17 protein-coding genes are annotated in these 15694 nt (G+C 53.9%); 4 read left to right on the forward strand and 13 right to left on the reverse strand.

Annotated elements, in window-relative coordinates; all coding sequences use genetic code 11:
• Positions 1 to 198: 198 nt before the first annotated feature.
• The 10 genes from L1S32_RS07625 to L1S32_RS07670 form a co-directional block, all read right to left on the reverse strand.
• On the reverse strand, positions 199 to 579 hold the full coding sequence (locus L1S32_RS07625; protein WP_278154425.1) for a cupin domain-containing protein: 381 nt from the start codon (positions 577 to 579) through the stop codon (positions 199 to 201).
• 141 nt (positions 580 to 720) lie between these two features.
• On the reverse strand, positions 721 to 1284 hold the full coding sequence (locus L1S32_RS07630) for a hypothetical protein (RefSeq protein ID WP_278154426.1): 564 nt from the start codon (positions 1282 to 1284) through the stop codon (positions 721 to 723).
• Between the two features lie 298 nt (positions 1285 to 1582).
• Positions 1583 to 2026 (reverse strand): DUF6508 domain-containing protein, encoded by a 444-nt coding sequence (locus L1S32_RS07635; RefSeq protein ID WP_278154427.1) that lies wholly within the window; start codon positions 2024 to 2026, stop codon positions 1583 to 1585.
• 72 nt (positions 2027 to 2098) lie between these two features.
• Positions 2099 to 2662 (reverse strand): hypothetical protein, encoded by a 564-nt coding sequence (locus L1S32_RS07640; RefSeq protein WP_278154428.1) that lies wholly within the window; start codon positions 2660 to 2662, stop codon positions 2099 to 2101.
• A 213-nt stretch (positions 2663 to 2875) separates the two neighbouring features.
• On the reverse strand, positions 2876 to 3730 hold the full coding sequence (locus L1S32_RS07645; protein ID WP_278154429.1) for a hypothetical protein: 855 nt from the start codon (positions 3728 to 3730) through the stop codon (positions 2876 to 2878).
• 360 nt (positions 3731 to 4090) lie between these two features.
• Complete coding sequence (locus L1S32_RS07650) at positions 4091 to 4300, reverse strand: hypothetical protein (protein ID WP_278154430.1); 210 nt, start codon at positions 4298 to 4300, stop codon at positions 4091 to 4093.
• An 84-nt stretch (positions 4301 to 4384) separates the two neighbouring features.
• Entirely contained in the window at positions 4385 to 4612 is a 228-nt protein-coding gene (locus L1S32_RS07655; RefSeq protein ID WP_278154431.1) for an antitoxin VapB family protein, read from the reverse strand.
• 70 nt (positions 4613 to 4682) lie between these two features.
• Entirely contained in the window at positions 4683 to 5387 is a 705-nt protein-coding gene (locus L1S32_RS07660; protein WP_278154432.1) for a PHP domain-containing protein, read from the reverse strand.
• Positions 5388 to 5698: 311 nt separating this feature from the next.
• A complete protein-coding gene (locus tag L1S32_RS07665; protein ID WP_278154433.1) occupies positions 5699 to 7048 on the reverse strand; it encodes an S-layer protein in 1350 nt (449 codons plus the stop codon).
• Positions 7045 to 8343 carry an LPXTG cell wall anchor domain-containing protein gene (locus tag L1S32_RS07670; protein WP_278154434.1) on the reverse strand — a complete coding sequence of 433 codons (1299 nt, stop codon included), beginning with the start codon at positions 8341 to 8343 and terminating at the stop codon, positions 7045 to 7047. The genes L1S32_RS07665 and L1S32_RS07670 overlap by 4 nt, the downstream gene beginning before the upstream one ends.
• A gap of 227 nt (positions 8344 to 8570) precedes the next feature.
• Here L1S32_RS07670 and L1S32_RS07675 point away from each other — a divergent pair, with 227 nt between their 5' ends.
• Positions 8571 to 10853, forward strand: coding sequence for a hydrophobe/amphiphile efflux-3 (HAE3) family transporter (locus tag L1S32_RS07675; protein ID WP_278154435.1), 2283 nt, complete (start codon positions 8571 to 8573; stop codon positions 10851 to 10853).
• Between the two features lie 116 nt (positions 10854 to 10969).
• On the opposite strand, the gene L1S32_RS07680 is transcribed toward L1S32_RS07675, so the two are convergent.
• The 3 genes from L1S32_RS07680 to L1S32_RS07690 are packed head-to-tail and all read right to left on the reverse strand — an operon-like array spanning position 10970 to position 13282.
• The gene (locus L1S32_RS07680; protein ID WP_278154436.1) at positions 10970 to 12013 is read right to left on the reverse strand and encodes an HD domain-containing protein; all 1044 of its coding nucleotides are present in this window, start codon (positions 12011 to 12013) and stop codon (positions 10970 to 10972) included.
• Between the two features lie 40 nt (positions 12014 to 12053).
• Complete coding sequence (locus tag L1S32_RS07685) at positions 12054 to 12761, reverse strand: glycosyltransferase (protein ID WP_278154437.1); 708 nt, start codon at positions 12759 to 12761, stop codon at positions 12054 to 12056.
• Complete coding sequence (locus L1S32_RS07690) at positions 12758 to 13282, reverse strand: DJ-1/PfpI family protein (RefSeq protein ID WP_278154438.1); 525 nt, start codon at positions 13280 to 13282, stop codon at positions 12758 to 12760. Before L1S32_RS07690 ends, L1S32_RS07685 begins: the two co-directional genes overlap by 4 nt.
• Positions 13283 to 13378: 96 nt before the next feature.
• On the opposite strand from L1S32_RS07690, the gene L1S32_RS07695 reads away from it, so the two are divergent.
• From L1S32_RS07695 to L1S32_RS07705, 3 genes are all read left to right on the forward strand, one after another.
• Positions 13379 to 13795, forward strand: a complete 417-nt coding sequence (locus tag L1S32_RS07695; protein ID WP_278154439.1) for a PaaI family thioesterase — start codon at positions 13379 to 13381, stop codon at positions 13793 to 13795.
• A 193-nt stretch (positions 13796 to 13988) separates the two neighbouring features.
• Complete coding sequence (locus tag L1S32_RS07700) at positions 13989 to 14435, forward strand: NfeD family protein (RefSeq protein ID WP_278154440.1); 447 nt, start codon at positions 13989 to 13991, stop codon at positions 14433 to 14435.
• 5 nt (positions 14436 to 14440) lie between these two features.
• Entirely contained in the window at positions 14441 to 15550 is a 1110-nt protein-coding gene (locus L1S32_RS07705) for an SPFH domain-containing protein (RefSeq protein ID WP_278154441.1), read from the forward strand.
• The last annotated feature ends 144 nt before the right edge of the window (positions 15551 to 15694 follow it).

Here is a 15694-nt window from a genome sequence, read left to right on the forward strand (position 1 = left end):
GTAAAGACCGTTGATAATAGCTCACAATAATACCGGGAGTTGCCAAAGTCCGGCAACAGCCGGGGGGGCGGTGCCATTTAATAGGCGCCATTGTTCCGGGGAAACCCTTCTGTGATGCCGGAACAGGGCATCCCGAAAACCCATGCCACGTGAGGAGGTGTGTGCCGCGGTGACGAACACGGCAGAAGTACCTTTCATCTATTCATCGCACGCCGTGGTTTTTTTCCCGGTCATTCCCGAGAGGATGGGCACAACGCCGAGCATCTTCAGCGTGCCCTTCCCCGTATTCATGAACAGGTGATTTTCACAGGGAAGGGTATAGATGACATCGCCTGCACGGACCGGCGTCTCCGTTTTGTCATCACCGACAACGACCCCTTCCCCTTCCAGCAGGTATAATATCTGCTCTTCCTGATGCCGGTGCCAGTTTGTGGACCCGCCCGGGCCAAATTCCAGAAGCCAGAGAGCGGACTGCGGGCTGTCATCGGCAGCGGTCAACAGAAACCGGGCCATTATGTTTGAAAAACCCGGCTTTTTGATCTCTTCTGCCGGGACATCATCTGCGTGTCTGAGGATCATACACGGAACTATTGACAGCAGTCATGGAATAAAAGGTACGCCCATCCCGGGAGGGTGTAACTACACGCCTGAGAGCATACACGCAAAAAACGGAAATGCACGAGTGCATATTCTGCTGTTTGCACCGCATGGTGCTCCTCTTTACATCTCCGCCTCTTTGTCCGCAATAATCACACCCAGATTATCATCCTTTATCAAAACCCGCCACGTCCCATCTCCGAAGGGCTGCGGATAGGACCAATTGGCTCCCCAGGTGCTGTCATCTCCGATGCGGGAGTAGGCGTTTGTGATATAATACTGACCGTTTATACCGGGTGAAACGGTGAAATACCAGAATTCAGCCCCGGGATTGATCTTCTGCCCTTTCATGGTGACAGACTGCATGGCCTCATGCGAACCGCCGTTTGGATCAATAAGCATGAATTTGATACCTTCTGTCCCCGCATACACCCCTTCCTCATACCGGAGGTCAAGCTCGTTTCCGAACGTGAACCGGATCTTTATCGCATCCGCATTCCACGTGGCAGGCGCCGAAAGTGCCGGAACAACGGTGGCATCCATGATGGCGTACTGGGGAGTATAGTCCCCAATTGAACTGTCTTCCTCAACATGCATCACATAGGTAAAGATCACAGCGGCAAACGCCACGAGGAGAAATATCATGAGAATATTTCCGATATTCTGTGAAATTCCGGAATCATCCATTATATTTCTGTTGGTACATCACAGGATATACATTTTTAATTGATTATGGATTTCAGGCAAGAATTGAAATATAGGACGATAATTAAGTAATAAAGCCAGCGGAACGATCATGGTGAGATCAGATTCAGAACAGATGCAGAACAGATGCAGATTCACCGGCACACAGGCAGGGATATCTTCCATGACCCATGTGAGCACCCCGGTGTGACCGGCCCATCCCCGGTGCTCCCTCACCTCACACTCATCAGCCCATCCAGCCGTCCGGTCTTACAGGCAAAAAAAAGGGATGAGTCACTCGTCATACTCCCCCATCATCCGTTTCAGATTCGAGATGGGCGGCCCGCCGGCAGATTGCAGTCAAAAGACCGGATGTAAAGGCAGATTCAATCGCCCCTTCACAGAACCGCTCCTGCCGGATGACCACCGTAAGAAGCCGGGACAGCTGGTCCGGGGTGGCACGGCCCATGCATGCGGGGTCGTCACGCAGCGTTTCGGCTTCCGGTGTATGTGCCCAGTCGAGCCAGTTGAAGTCTGTCCGGACCCAGCCAAGGTCATAAGCTGCCCGGATAAACGCTTCGGCATTACCGGAGAAACAGAAATCCGGCATCGTCATAACGCCGGGAGACGCCTCTTTTGATTCATTCCAATGCCCAAAGCTGAAGTCGGGATGCTCAAAGAGCGGGAGGAATGCGGCAAGGCCGTGGAGGCGCTGTCTGAGTGTCGGGCCAATGGTTTGTGTCATCAGATGTATCTCACCAATACTATCCTGTCCGTACCAGAAAGCCTTCACCCCGACTGCTGCAGATTAACAAATTCAGATCGTCACCACTTCGTCGGCAATGAGAACCCCAAGACTATCATCAATGATCTGCACCCGCCAGGTCCCCGACGCAAGAGATTTCGGGTATGACAACGCCCCACCGAGGATGCTCTCATCTGCGATTCTTGCATATGAATTTGTGATGTAGTACGGCCCACTGATGTCGGAAGAAAGGGTAAAACAGTACAATTCTGCACCCTGAGATACCGTCTTCCCTGTCATTGTCACTGATGAAATGAGTTCATGTGACCCCCCATCCGGATCAATGAGAACAAATCGGGTGCCCTCAATGCCGCTATGAGTCCCTTCCTCATAGTCAAAATACAGCGTATTGCAGGAAACAAAATGAATCTTGATTGAATCGGCATCCCACGTGCCAGGTGCCGAGAGTGCAGGGACCGCTTCACCATCAACAACTGCATACCGGGTACGATAGCCATCCATGGAACTGACATCTCCAAGGTGCATCAGATTGCCAAAGATAATGCCAACAAGCGCCACCACAATAAACACCGTAAGGATACCCCCGATAACCTCCGACACCCCGGTATCATCCATTCACAAATGTGGATTACGGTATCGGATAAATACTGACCATATGACATGGCCCACAGGAAAGGCATGATTCGGTTAAAAGAGGAAAAATATACCTATTTTGCCGGGAGAGGATGTGGTCATTCATCCCCACAAAAATGATCACCCTGTCCACAGGTTCACAGGAAGCATCTTCCGTTCAGGACAATGGAGGAGTCACGAAAATTTGTAACTTTCTTATGAAGGAGGAGTGTACTGTAATCGCAATTCTTTAATCGGGATACCTCCACAATGAATAAGAAAATCAGTAGTGTTCTTAATCTTAATTTCAATATTTTTCTCATCAATGCTCTTGTTGTGCTGAGAAAAGGCATCCACAACCCTTTTTTGAATGATGGCTACATCTGTTGTGCTGTTCAGATGTTCAAGGCCGGGCACAATTTGTCTGAATCTTAATATATCATCCCACCTTAGTGCGGGATTTCGCCGATTTCTGCCATCAGGAATCCTGTGATCCGATACAATAAGTTCCTGATTGAATGGATGGCTTCGAACGCGAATATTTTCAATCCCACGCCAGTTTACAATTTGTGTTGGTGGCTGTTGTTGCATCTTTTCTACTACAGAGTCACAGAAAATAACTCCACTCCAGCTACATTTTTTCTCAGCCATATAGGCTTCGAGAATTGGTTTTCCAAAAAAATACCGATCAGTTACAATATATTCACCAAAACTAATGGCACCACGTAACGGCACTCCTTTTTCAAATGCTAATCGAGTTAATATTGCTGCTTTTTCAATTAGTGTTGGTCCGAAATTATGGATATGCCCATTTGGTAATTGAGGTACTTTTTCATAGAGAATAATGGTGTCAGAAAAAACAAAGGTGCTGGTAGGATGGATACATAAATCCTGTGAGGGATCAACCCCACCCATTGTTACTGCCTCATTATCCAGAGTGTCAAGGATAGGACCAATAATGTCGCATAAATATTCAAGACCATTCTTTGCGATAATCTCTTTAAATCCTAAAATATCAAAAAATCCAAAGAAACCGGTTATCTTCTGTTTATCACTATTGTTAGATTTCATAGATTCAAATGATTAATTGGTTCGGATAGAGAAAAATGAAACGTCATCAGTATAGAATAACCAAAATGCTGTGAATGCATGCATTCTATTCACTGCCTGCTTATCAAATGGGGCATAATTACATCCAAAATTCATCTGGAAGAATGGTTTATTTATGGCGAGAATCGGAGGCCCATTCAGACCAGACAAACAAGGGGGAAAGAAAGAATTCATCATTCATCCCCACAAAAATGATCGCCCTGTCCACAGGTACACAGGAAGCATCTTCCGTTCAGGTTTCGCCTGTGCAGATGCCACTGCTGCCCCGTGCTCATCCACGGCTTTCACCTCCTATCCCCGACAAACACCAGCACCGAATATTCAAAAAACCCGCCCCGCTCGAGAGCCTTTGTCTGCCGGATCTGCTCCAGCTCCTCTGCTGAAACGCCCCTTGAGTTCAGCCACCCGGTAACAGACCTCAAGGAGGTCGGCAAGCTCCTCGGGGTCTTTTGATTCGAGATATTCCTCCAGCTCCTCGATGAGCCTGTATTCCAGATGCCGGAGAAACGTCCGGTCAGTGTATTGCAGCACCTCACATGGCCTTCCCTGAGAGCGAATAATCTCAGGGATGCGGTCACGGACGGCCTTTTGGGATTTATTCTGTGTAGTAATGGCTCATGCCCCCAGCCGAATTTCACCGGATGGCTTCTCTGCCATATCCGCACGTTCCTCATTGAAGCCAGACCCCCGGAGAATCTCTGAGAGCTCCTTTTGGGGAGAGGTATATTTCAGCGTCACTTCCGGGATACTCATGTCTGGTATGCCCTTCAGACAGAACAACCGTTCATACGCTTCATCTGATATATCAACGATTCTCGCCCCCGTGATTGTGTATATGCACATAGACAAAGATAACATTTTTTGGAGGCCTAAAAAAGGAAAAATATCGCATCCCCGCCGAGAAAGGCATTCTTTATTGAGCCCTGCCGGGAACCGGATTCCAGCCACCTGCCAGCCTCTCCGCCTTAATGAGTCTGGATATCCCGTGCAGTGAAGAGTGCACCTTCCGGTACCTGACTTCAGCTGTCAATAGATTCAGGATGAGCTCACCTGGCGTTTCAAACGGCTCAATCCCGACATAGGAAGAGAAGAGCTCAAACGGTGTATGGGCATCAGAACCCACCGAGACAGGCTTCATCCATTCATCCGCGAGACGCTGAGCGAGCACATTTGCCTCCAGCGTCACATTGCGTGCATTGTATCCTTCAATAATATCGATGCGGCCGACAAGCTCCATCAGCGTATCACGCCGGATGGCAGTGGACCGGTAGGTGCAGAAGGGATGGGGCACAATCGAGATTGCCCCCTGATCCCGGATTATGTCAAGGGTCTCTGCTGCCGTGAGATAGGCCGGGACTTCCTCGTTCAGAAAGAGGCCGATGATCTCTCCCTCGCTTGTCAGAATTTCCTCAGCAAGGATGACCGGCACATCAGGTGACTGCTCCCTGATGAGGCGGTAGGTCTCCTCTGCACCCAGGATGCTGTTATGATCGCAGACAATCGGAAGAATCCCATATTTTTTCCAGCCGTCCGCAATTGTCTTTGGACTATTCGAGGCATCAGACGAGTAGTATGAATGCACGTGCATATCCAGGCGGATGTGTTCCGGAGGAGTCATTACATGAATATACTATTTCTTGTTAAGAAAGGGTTTGTCGACATAGAGTATATTCAGAATATGAAATCCATATTCTTTTCGCCGGCACGAGGCACACCATCAAACCTGCCTTATGCCCAGACACATATCCACGAGGATGTCTGGCCCAACCGTACTAACCGATGTCACCCATCATTTTCGCAGATCCAAAAAAAAAGAGAACACCATTCTTTTGAACGGAGACAGGTGAGAACTGCCCTCTGCAGCTTCATAACGGGCAGAGAGAGGTGAACCCCCCTTTGCCGCACCACACCCGAAATCCACAGCGGGTTTTACCGGCTCTTCCGCCTGCCGGTCACCAGATAATAACCCGCAAGCAGCACAATACCCACAATCACGGCAAGAGAAACCGGATTCAGCAGTAGATCTTTCACCGGATTGCCGGCCGCCCCGTTCACCTGCTGCACAATCTGATCAGAGAGAATCAGGGTGTCGCGTGCATCCCGGTATTTGATCTCGGCATTCAGGCCGTATGGTACTTCAAGCGAGCCGGATGCAAGTTTGACCGTGAAGTCGGCGCTCTTCGTCTCATTGGGCGCCATGTCACCGAGGAGCGCCGTATCAACCGAGGCGCTCAGGGGTGAGCCCGGCACAATCCGTGCCCGTGCGTCATATGCCGTTGCATCACCGGTATTCCTGAACATCACCCGGATAGCCTTCGTCTCACCGGGCTCAATTTCAACAGGCCCGGAGACGATGGCAAAGGATGCCCCTGCACCCACGGGAACGCCTGTTCTCTCAGAGACCGACCGTTGCGGCTCACCATGCTCATCGGTGTAGACAATCATCACCTCTTCCGGGTAGAGGCCTGCACTGGCATCATCACTCACATATGCCGTAAAGGTCACGTCCGTCACCGCACCCGGTGCGAATTCACCGATGAATACACCCCCGTCCACCAGCCGGAAGACGCCGGAAAGGCTCGTTAGTTCAGCAGCAGCGACGGTGCCCTTCGCATACCCCGCATTCTTCAGGGAGACCGTGATGGTCCCCGTCTGTCCGGGACAGAGATTTTCTGCCTGAAGCGAGAGAATCTCCGGCTTCACTTCTCCTTTGATCCTCACCGGGACCTCCAGCCGGACGGTCTTCTCCTCATAGGTATACTGCCACTCCCCGGACGGGAGCAGATGCTGGGCTGCCGCATAATGATAATCAGCACTGACAGAGAGCACACAGGTGCCTGCCGGAGCATTCTCATCCACATGGGCATAGGCCGTAAAAGACCGGCTCTCCCCCGCCGGGATGTCACCGATGAGATAGGGCTCTGACTGTACCGAGAGAGGCGCACCCGCAACTTCAAGACCTGCGACCGTGCCCAGTGCGGTGGTCGGGTTGAGGGTGAAGACCGTGTATTCCAGCTCCCGGAGGACTTCCGTATCCACACCCTGGTTTTCAACGACAAAGTCCAGCCGGATATCGGTCCCCGGAACGAACTCATCGGTTCCTGAAAGCGTTGCATAGAGCGAAGGTTCGCTCCGGACAAACGCCTCTCCGGCACCGCACACCGGACCGGTGAGGACACAGAGAAACAGCCCGGCAAGGATACCGCACAGGACAAGCCGCCGGATTCCTTTGGTTGCCCCGCCCGCCCGGCACGGTGGCAGGAGACGAGTGCGCCTCACGGTTCCTGCCTTCCGCCCTGCTGTTTCCGGCGGTATAAAAAGAACCCGCCGAATGCGACAATCAGCACACCAAGGACTGCCATGAGATACATCGTGGTATTGTCCGCTGGCTGAACATCAACGATGACCTTCACCGTATCAGAGACATAATTGTTGTTCAGTGCGTCGTTGTAGCGGATTTCAGAATCAAGCGAATATTTCTTGATGGTCGCTGCCTTGTCCACCTGAACACGGTAGACCGCCTCTGCCGATTCACCCGGTTTCAGGTCACCGAGGTAGACATTGGAATCGGTGCCGGAGAAGGGATCGACGACACTGATTCTGCCCTGTGCCTGGTATGCAGTCGCGGCACCCGTATTCCGGTAGGTCACATGAATCAGGCTGTCTTCCCCTGCCTTTGCCGCCGCAGGGTCACTCACCGCAGCAAACGTGATTTTGCCCAGGAAATTCACCCCGATAAGAACCGGGCTCGTCATCGCATCCATCCCTTCATAATCCTTATACAGACCAAAGACGGTCAGCGGATACTGCTGCGTCTCATCCGCATCCTGTGAAACCGACACCTTCACGCGGGGGGTGATCGTCTCTCCGGCGGCGAACTCACCGACATAGATGTTGGCCTCGACCGGAGTAAGCGGCCCGTTTCCGCCCGGCTCGATATACAGGGCGAAATGGGCGGCATCATCGGTGCCCGTGTTTGTGACCGCCATTGTGACATACCCCTCGCCGCCGGCATTGAGGTCAGTGGACTGCACATCGGTTATCGCAAGGATGACAGATGGCGTCACGACGACGGTCACCGGAAGGTCCTCGGTGACCGTCGCAAAATGGTATGTGATGGCATCCTGCCCCGACTGGTCATACGACTGCATATACTCATACGCCACCCGGGCTGTCATGGCATAGGTGCCGGCGGCGGCATCTGCCGGGATGTGGATATCAAAGGATGCTTTTTCCACGATCCCTGACGGAAGGATGCCCAGCACCTGCGTATCGGACTTCACGGTAACGGGGGCGTTTCCCGGCAGGAGGGTCACCTTCACCGACCGCGCCGTATTCGGCAGATAATCCGGGGTCAGATACCGGAGCTGAACCAGTTTCATGTCAATCAGCCCACGGTTTTCTACAAGGAGGGGAAGTTCTGCATCCTCGTCCGGACTGAACTGATTGCTCCCGGATACGGAGACCGAGATGACCGGGCCATCAGTGAAAAATTTCTCCCCTGCAAGACCCGGTGACACTGCCAGTACCAGGAGGAGAAGACCGGCAGTCACAAAGAGATAGCGTGATTTCATAGATACACCAGCGTTGACCTGAACAGCGCATTTTGTTCGGACAAACCCGCAGTCCCGGTACTAACAATATTATACGTACTCTTTAAACGTCTTTACATACGGATAGTCAGATTCAGAGGATTATTTTAAGGGCAAATCAGAATCATACTATTATTCGGGATTAAATACGCCGACAGACATCATCATGCCATCCAATATCGGGAGGCATCTGCCGGAACCACGGGACGGTGCGCACCATCACAATCAGCATTCCTTCACTCTACAGCAGTCTTGCAGGGACCGTATACCGGCATCACAGATCTGTGCTTGCGGCCATGGCCATCCTCCTTTTTGCCGGACTCTTTGCTGCAACCGGCATCCAGTTTGAATCATCGTCAGACCAGTACCTGGACAAATCAACCCCTGAGGGGATACTCTACGACCAGTACAACGAACAGTTTGTCTCTGATACCTATATCCTCCTCATCCAGACGGCCGACCCTGCAGACTATACCCTCCTGCAGGACCTCCGGATACTCGAAGAAGAGATCAGACGCCTCGAATATGTCACCGAAACAAATTCGCTCGGCGATGTTCTGGCAGAAGTGAATGGTGGCATGATGCCGCAGAATCCGGAAATAACAACAGAAATACTCTCACTCCTGCCCGCAGACATCAAAGACACCTTCATCCCCGACAGCCAGACGGGACTCTTGTATGTCACCATCAAACAGGGCATATCAACCGACGTCTCACAGACCATCCTCCCCAGTCTGGAGACACTGACAGATGAAGCAGACCTCCCGCCCGGCACCGTTATCGATGTAACCGGCGCCACCCCCTATAATGCTGAACTGCAGGATGACATGGTCATGTCAGGAGTGGTCCTCATCGTGGGTGCGCTCATCCTGATGGCAATCGTGCTCTTCATCCTCTTCTCCAACATGCGCCACTGGTTCCTCCCGCTCATTATCCTCGCATTCGGCCTTGTATACACCTTCGCTCTGTTGAGCCTTCTGGGAGTGAAAATAAATAACGGCGCTATCGCATCGTTTCCCATTCTGCTCGGGCTGGGTATTGATTATGCGGTCCAGTTTCACGCACGGTTTGATGAAGAGCGGCGGGAAGGGGCCTCAATGGAGGCAGCCACCCGGGACACCCTGAAGAATACCGGGCCGGCCGTGCTGCTTGCCATGCTTGCAACCACAATGGGATTTCTCGCCATGTTCATCTCCCCGGTGCCGATGATAAAGACGTTTGCCGTCGTCTCCATCATCGGGGTCGCCTGCTGTTACTTCACAGCACTCCTCGGATTTCCCGCTTTTGCTGCACTCCTCGGATATATCCCGAAAGACGGGAAGCCGACACTGATGATGCGGGCCATGAACCGCTACAATCATCTGCTGGAAGGACTGGTCGGACGGGTATCTGCATCCGCGGTTCCTGTACTCATCATTGCCGTGGTGATTGCCTTCGCGGGCATCTCGCTCGACCCGGGCATTCCCATCGACACCGACACCAAGTCGATGGCGCCGCCTGACCTGCCGGCCCAGATTGCCCTCGACAAGGTGCAGGATGTACGGGGTTCTGTCACACCCTTCCCCCTTTATATCCGGGGGGATGACCTCAAAAGCATTGAAGCAATACAGTGGATTGATGCATTCAGCACACGGGCTGTCTCTGAACATGACGAGATCACCAAAGCGGACAGTATTGCGTCCCTCGTCAGAAAGCAGAACAACGGGGTAATACCCGATGACCAGGGCACCCTGAATGCCGTCCTTGCGGAAATTCCTGCATCCAAAAAAGACCCGTACCTGGAGGGCGACAACGAAGCGGTCATCTCATTTACCACCCTCATTCTCACCATCGATGAACAGAACGAATTAAAAAAGCAGGTCGAAGCAGATGTCATCTGGTCTGAACCCCCGCCGCACCTTGAAGTCTATGCGACCGGTGACTTTGACCTCTACACCAACCTGATGGATATGATCGCATCCAGCAAGGAGGCAATGACAAATCTCGGGTTTGTCCTGATATTCCTCTTTTTAATTCTTGCATACCGGAGAATCCATGCCATCACGCCGGTCGTTCCCATCATCTGCATCGTCGGCTGGAACGCCGTCGCCATGATCCTGATAGGCCTCCACTACAACCCAATCAGTGCCTGCCTCGGCTCAATGACCATCGGGGTTGCAGCAGAGTATACGATTCTTGTGATGGAGCGGTTCTCTGAGGAGAAGGAGCTTGCCGCGGACCCCGCTGAAGCCATCCGGACATCGGTGCAGAAAATAGGATCCGCTGTGACCGTCTCCGGCCTCGTAACGGCAGGCGGATTCTCCGCACTCATGCTCTCGGTCTTCCCCATCGTCTCCAGTTTCGGCCTTTCCACCGTGATTGCCGTCTTATTCTCACTGATAGGAGCAATCGTCATTATGCCAGCCGTCCTCACCCTGATGGTGGCGGTGGAAAAGCGGCTCAGAAACAAGAAGACAGACAGCATGACGGGCACCTCATCAGGCACCCGGTAATCCCCGGAAAGACACTCTTTTTTATGGGACCATCTCCTGCAGGCGTGCCATGCAGACAAAATGGCAGATCTGCCCGGAACAGCCATGGAACAACCCCCGCACCGGCAGGAGGAGAGTTAATACCACTGCGAGAGGTCCGATCTCCCGGTGGGTTTTGCTTCGGATGCCGGAAGCTGGCACTCAGCTGTACCCGCCGGCGCAGGATACCGGTACACCGGCGCCTTTGACCGTGCCCCAAACCGGCTTTCTCCCGGCCCTGTGTCCTCCACATCCGAGGCCACTTCATGAAGAATGGCGCTCGTATTGTCGGCCTGGTGGACGGCCCATGCCTCAACCGTATGGGGTTTCGGGTCTCCGTAGGGCCCGTGGTGGGTCTGGACAATATGAAGCAGGTGGCTAAGGTCCTGCCCGTCCACGTCAGTCTCAGCCGCCGCCTGTTCAATGATGGAGATGCCCGGGCTGATATGCCCGAGGAGAGAGTATATCGGAAGCTGGGAGTACGAGAAGCCCTGCTCTGCAAAACAGACGGCCTTTCCCACATCATGGAGAAGCGCCCCTGCCACTGCGACATCCCGGTCTGCAGAGATGCCTTCCGCACCGGTCAGGAAGGCCTCTGTGTACCGGACCACCTCCAGCGTGTGTTCGGCAAGCCCGCCGCGATAGGCATGGTGCTTCGCGCGAGCAGCGGGAACGAAAAAGAAGGCGTCATGGGAGGCAAAGACCCGCTCAACCAGCTCACGCAGCCCCGGACGGGTGATGCCTGCTGCCATCCGGAGAAGCCCGGCACGGTTCTTCGTGCAGTCAGCGGGCGAGAAGACAAAGTCATTGGCATCAAGCGGGGCATGATCTGCAGGACCACCGATCAGATGGTCAACGCCTTCGTTCACACTCATCTGCAGTTCGCCGTTGTAGACAGAGGCCTGCCCGGCGATCCGGTGAGCCATCCCCTCACGGATGGCATGGTAGGCCTCTGCCACCTGCCCGTTTAGCCCGTTCACGCCCCATATCTTGCATGCCATCGTGCCGGTCGCGTCACTGAGTGTGCAGGTGATATACTGCCCGCGTTTGCCTTCCCGGATCTCAGCATTGCTGATGACAAAGAGGTCATCAATCAGATCCCGGTCTCCGACCGACTGAATGGTGTTCTTCTTCTTCTCCATAATCTCTGAATCCCTGTCGTATCTGATTCCCGTATCGATACTATTCGTTTGACCGGCGGCCAAACCGGATCTGCACAAGCCCTTTCAGCATGGCAATACCGGTCGTACTGCCGACCCGTGAATCCGGCTGGTCCTCCCAGCGGATGGGCACTTCCCGGACCATATACCCCTGCCGTTTCATCTGCCACAGGAGTTCAACGTCAAACTCAAACCCCTGTGACCGGACAGACGGCAGGACTGCCTGCACTGCCGGTGTCCGGAATACCTTTGCCCCGCACTGGGTGTCATGATACGGCAGGGCAAAGATGAGCCGGACAAAGAGATTGAACAGCCGGCTCTGCACCTGCCGTCCCATGCTCTGGCGCACCGGCACACAGGCGCCCTCGATCCAGCGTGAACCGATAGCCCCGTCCACATCCGCAAGCACGGAGAAGAGCCGCCGCATCTCGATGACGGTGGTCGACCCGTCGGCATCCATAAACCCGGCATACGGTGTTTCTGCACGCATCAGACCGGCCGCAACTCCCCCGCCTTTGCCCAGACGCTCAGGATATTCACGGCACTCCAGCCGGCAGGACGGATGAGCCAGTGCAAAGGCTCGAACAATACCTGCGGTATCGTCATCGCCGTCGCTGACGACGATGACCGGCCCCCGGTATGCTGCAAGCCCACCCAGTAATCCCCCAATCCTGCCCGCTTCATTGTAGGCCGGAATGACAATGGTGCAGTCCTCTTCCCTGACCGTCATTCCGGGCAGGAGGAGAGGGCTTCAATGACCTCTTCTGCAAATGCAGCCGCAGCAAGCGGGCCGTTCGCGGTAATGATCAGGTCATCCACCACGACCGGAATGTCAGTGAAGGTCACACCCTTCTCGGCAAATGCCTTCTCAGAGAGCCGGGTCTTAAAGACGGTCGCCTGCCGCCCCTCAAGAATGCCGGCATAGGCGAGGACAACCGGTGCAAGGCAGATCGCCGCCACCACTTTTCCGTCGTCATACATCGTCCGGACAAGGGCACGCAGTTCAGTGTTCGGCCAGAGGTATTCGGCAGAGCCGGCGCCGCCGACTATAACAATACCATCATAGAGAGCGGGATCGCTTTCTTTGATGGACTGCGACACCTCAACCGTTTCTCCCAGCATACCCATGCAGGATCCCGGCTTGTCGGTGGCTACATCAAAGGCAATGCCTGCTTCGGTAAAGGCCTGCGCAGGGACAAGATATTCCTCATCCCTGAACTTTTCGTGTGCGATGACCATGAGCAGTTTCATACTCTTAGGTCAGTACCACAGGTTCATTAAGCCTGCGCAGACGATGCGGAAGATAAAGCCCAATTCATAAAGGGAAAGACAGCAAACATACCAATAATGAGCTACCTCGAAGAGATCTCCCTGAAAGGCCGGGACGCAAACCCCTTCTTCCGGATGATGGGGATTGATATCGTTTCCTACGGTGAGGGACAGGCAGTCCTCACGATGGACGTCCGGCCCGACATGATGAACGGCGACGGATGGCTGCAGGGCGGCGTCTATACCGCCCTTGCAGACGAGGCGATGGCTCTCGCCCTCTTCACCGTCCTGAAAGGAAGCGAGATCACCGCGACCATCAGTGAGTCCACGTCATTCTACCGGGGAGTGCAGGACGGGACCATTGTTGCGGAGGGCACCGTTATCCGGAAAGGCAGAAAAGTCGCCTTCACCAAAGGCGTGGTCAGGCGGCCGGGAGAAACAGGCGAGGTCCTTGCTGAGTCCTCTGCATCCTTTGCAGTGATCGCACAGCAGTAGTCATCCGCCAATACGATAGTTCCTGTTTTTCCCGTCTTCTCATTTTCATTCTTTTCAGCACCGTCTGCCGGGCATATACAGCCGAACCGGTCCCTGCAAGGGAAACTCCCGCCGCATCCCTGAACCACCCCTGCAAAAAACCGATCTCTCAATAATCTTTATCCAATCCGAACCTGTAATTAGCAGTGTAATAATGGAAGTATTCGCTCTTGGATGGATTCTGATCTCAATCGGAGTCATACTGCTCTTAATAGAGGCCTTCAACCCGGGGTTCTTCCTTGCAGTCCCCGGCACCACGCTCATCATCATCGGTGCCGTCTCATTGCTCTTCCCGGAGATCTTCAGTTCAACCTGGATCATTCTGATAGGCATCGCAACCGCCCTCATTGCCGCAGGCGGCAGTGTATGGTTGTATGCACGGATAACCCCGGACAAGGCCCCGTCCACGATCAGCAAGGACTCTCTTGCCGGAAAGACCGGGATTGTGACAACAGCCGTGGTGGAGGATACCATCAAAGGAAAGGTCGTCATCGACAATGTGGACTGGAGTGCACGGTCCGCAGGCGGCAGTATCGCTGTCGGAAAAAAAGTACGCGTCGTGAAATCCGTGGGGGTACACGTCGTGGTTGAGGAGATATAACAGACATGGCATTATTGGAACTGGGTGACACCATATTCACCATCATTCTCGTGCTCGCAATCATCCTCATCTTTGCAAAAGGTGTCGTGATTGTGCAGCCGTACCAGCAGGCGCTTGAAATACGGCTGGGCCAGTACAGGGGCCCGCTGAACCCGGGATTCCGGTGGGTGATCCCCTTTATCACCGACATCATCAAGATTGACCTGAGAACACAGGTGATGGACGTCCCGCGTCAGGAGGTCATCACCAAGGACAACTCACCCACAAACGTGGACGCCATCGTCTACGTCCGGGTGATTGACCCGGAGAAGTCTGCATTTGAGGTATCCAACTTCCGGATGGCCACCGTGGCCCTCGCCCAGACCAGCCTGCGTGGCATCATCGGCGACATGGAACTCGATGAGATTCTCTATAACCGGGACCTGATAAACACCCGCCTGCGTGACATTCTCGACCGCGAGACCGACCAGTGGGGCGTAAAGGTCGAGCGCGTCGAAATAAAAGAGGTCGACCCGGTCGGAGCGGTCAAGCAGGCGATGACCGAACAGACGGCGGCAGAGCGTGAACGCCGTGCCGCAATCCTCCGCGCAGACGGTGAGAAGCGATCAGCCATTCTCACCGCGGAAGGGAAACGCCAGTCGATGATCCTCGAAGCAGAAGGCGACCGCCAGAGCAGGATTCTCCGGGCGGAAGGTGACCGGAAATCCCGGATACTGCAGGCGCAGGGTGAGGCGCAGGGTTTGCGCATCCTCTCCCTCGGGTCCCGGGCGCTGGACCGGAAGGCAATCACGGTGCTCTCCCTGGATGCCCTCAAACAGATGTCCGACGGTCAGGCAACGAAGATCATCTTCCCGTTCGAACTCTCAGGCCTCATCAAACAGAGTGCAAAGTTCCTCGGCGAAGAGGCAGAGGTGCTCATCGACGAGGACTGGAAGGATGTTATGCTGGACGAATCCATCCTCGGGAAGTCTCCGGCAGAAGAGAACATCAGTGACGCAGCAGAGTATGTGAAGGAGATCGAAAAGAAGATTCAGACGCTGGAAGACCCGACCACACCGGTGAATCTTGAATCATCCCTGAAACCGCCGGAAACTCCGGACACCGGCAAAGAATAACCCATTTCTCCATCCATTTTCCGGAGGACACACTCCCGTCAGGCAGACATATCCACCCGCGCCGCACCGGCAGATTTGGACCTCCGGACCCTGCCAAAAGACCATTGTGCATGCCCTGCCGCCACGGGGTAACCTCAATGATAA

Source organism: Methanogenium sp. S4BF (assembly GCF_029633965.1).
Classification (GTDB): domain Archaea; phylum Halobacteriota; class Methanomicrobia; order Methanomicrobiales; family Methanomicrobiaceae; genus Methanogenium.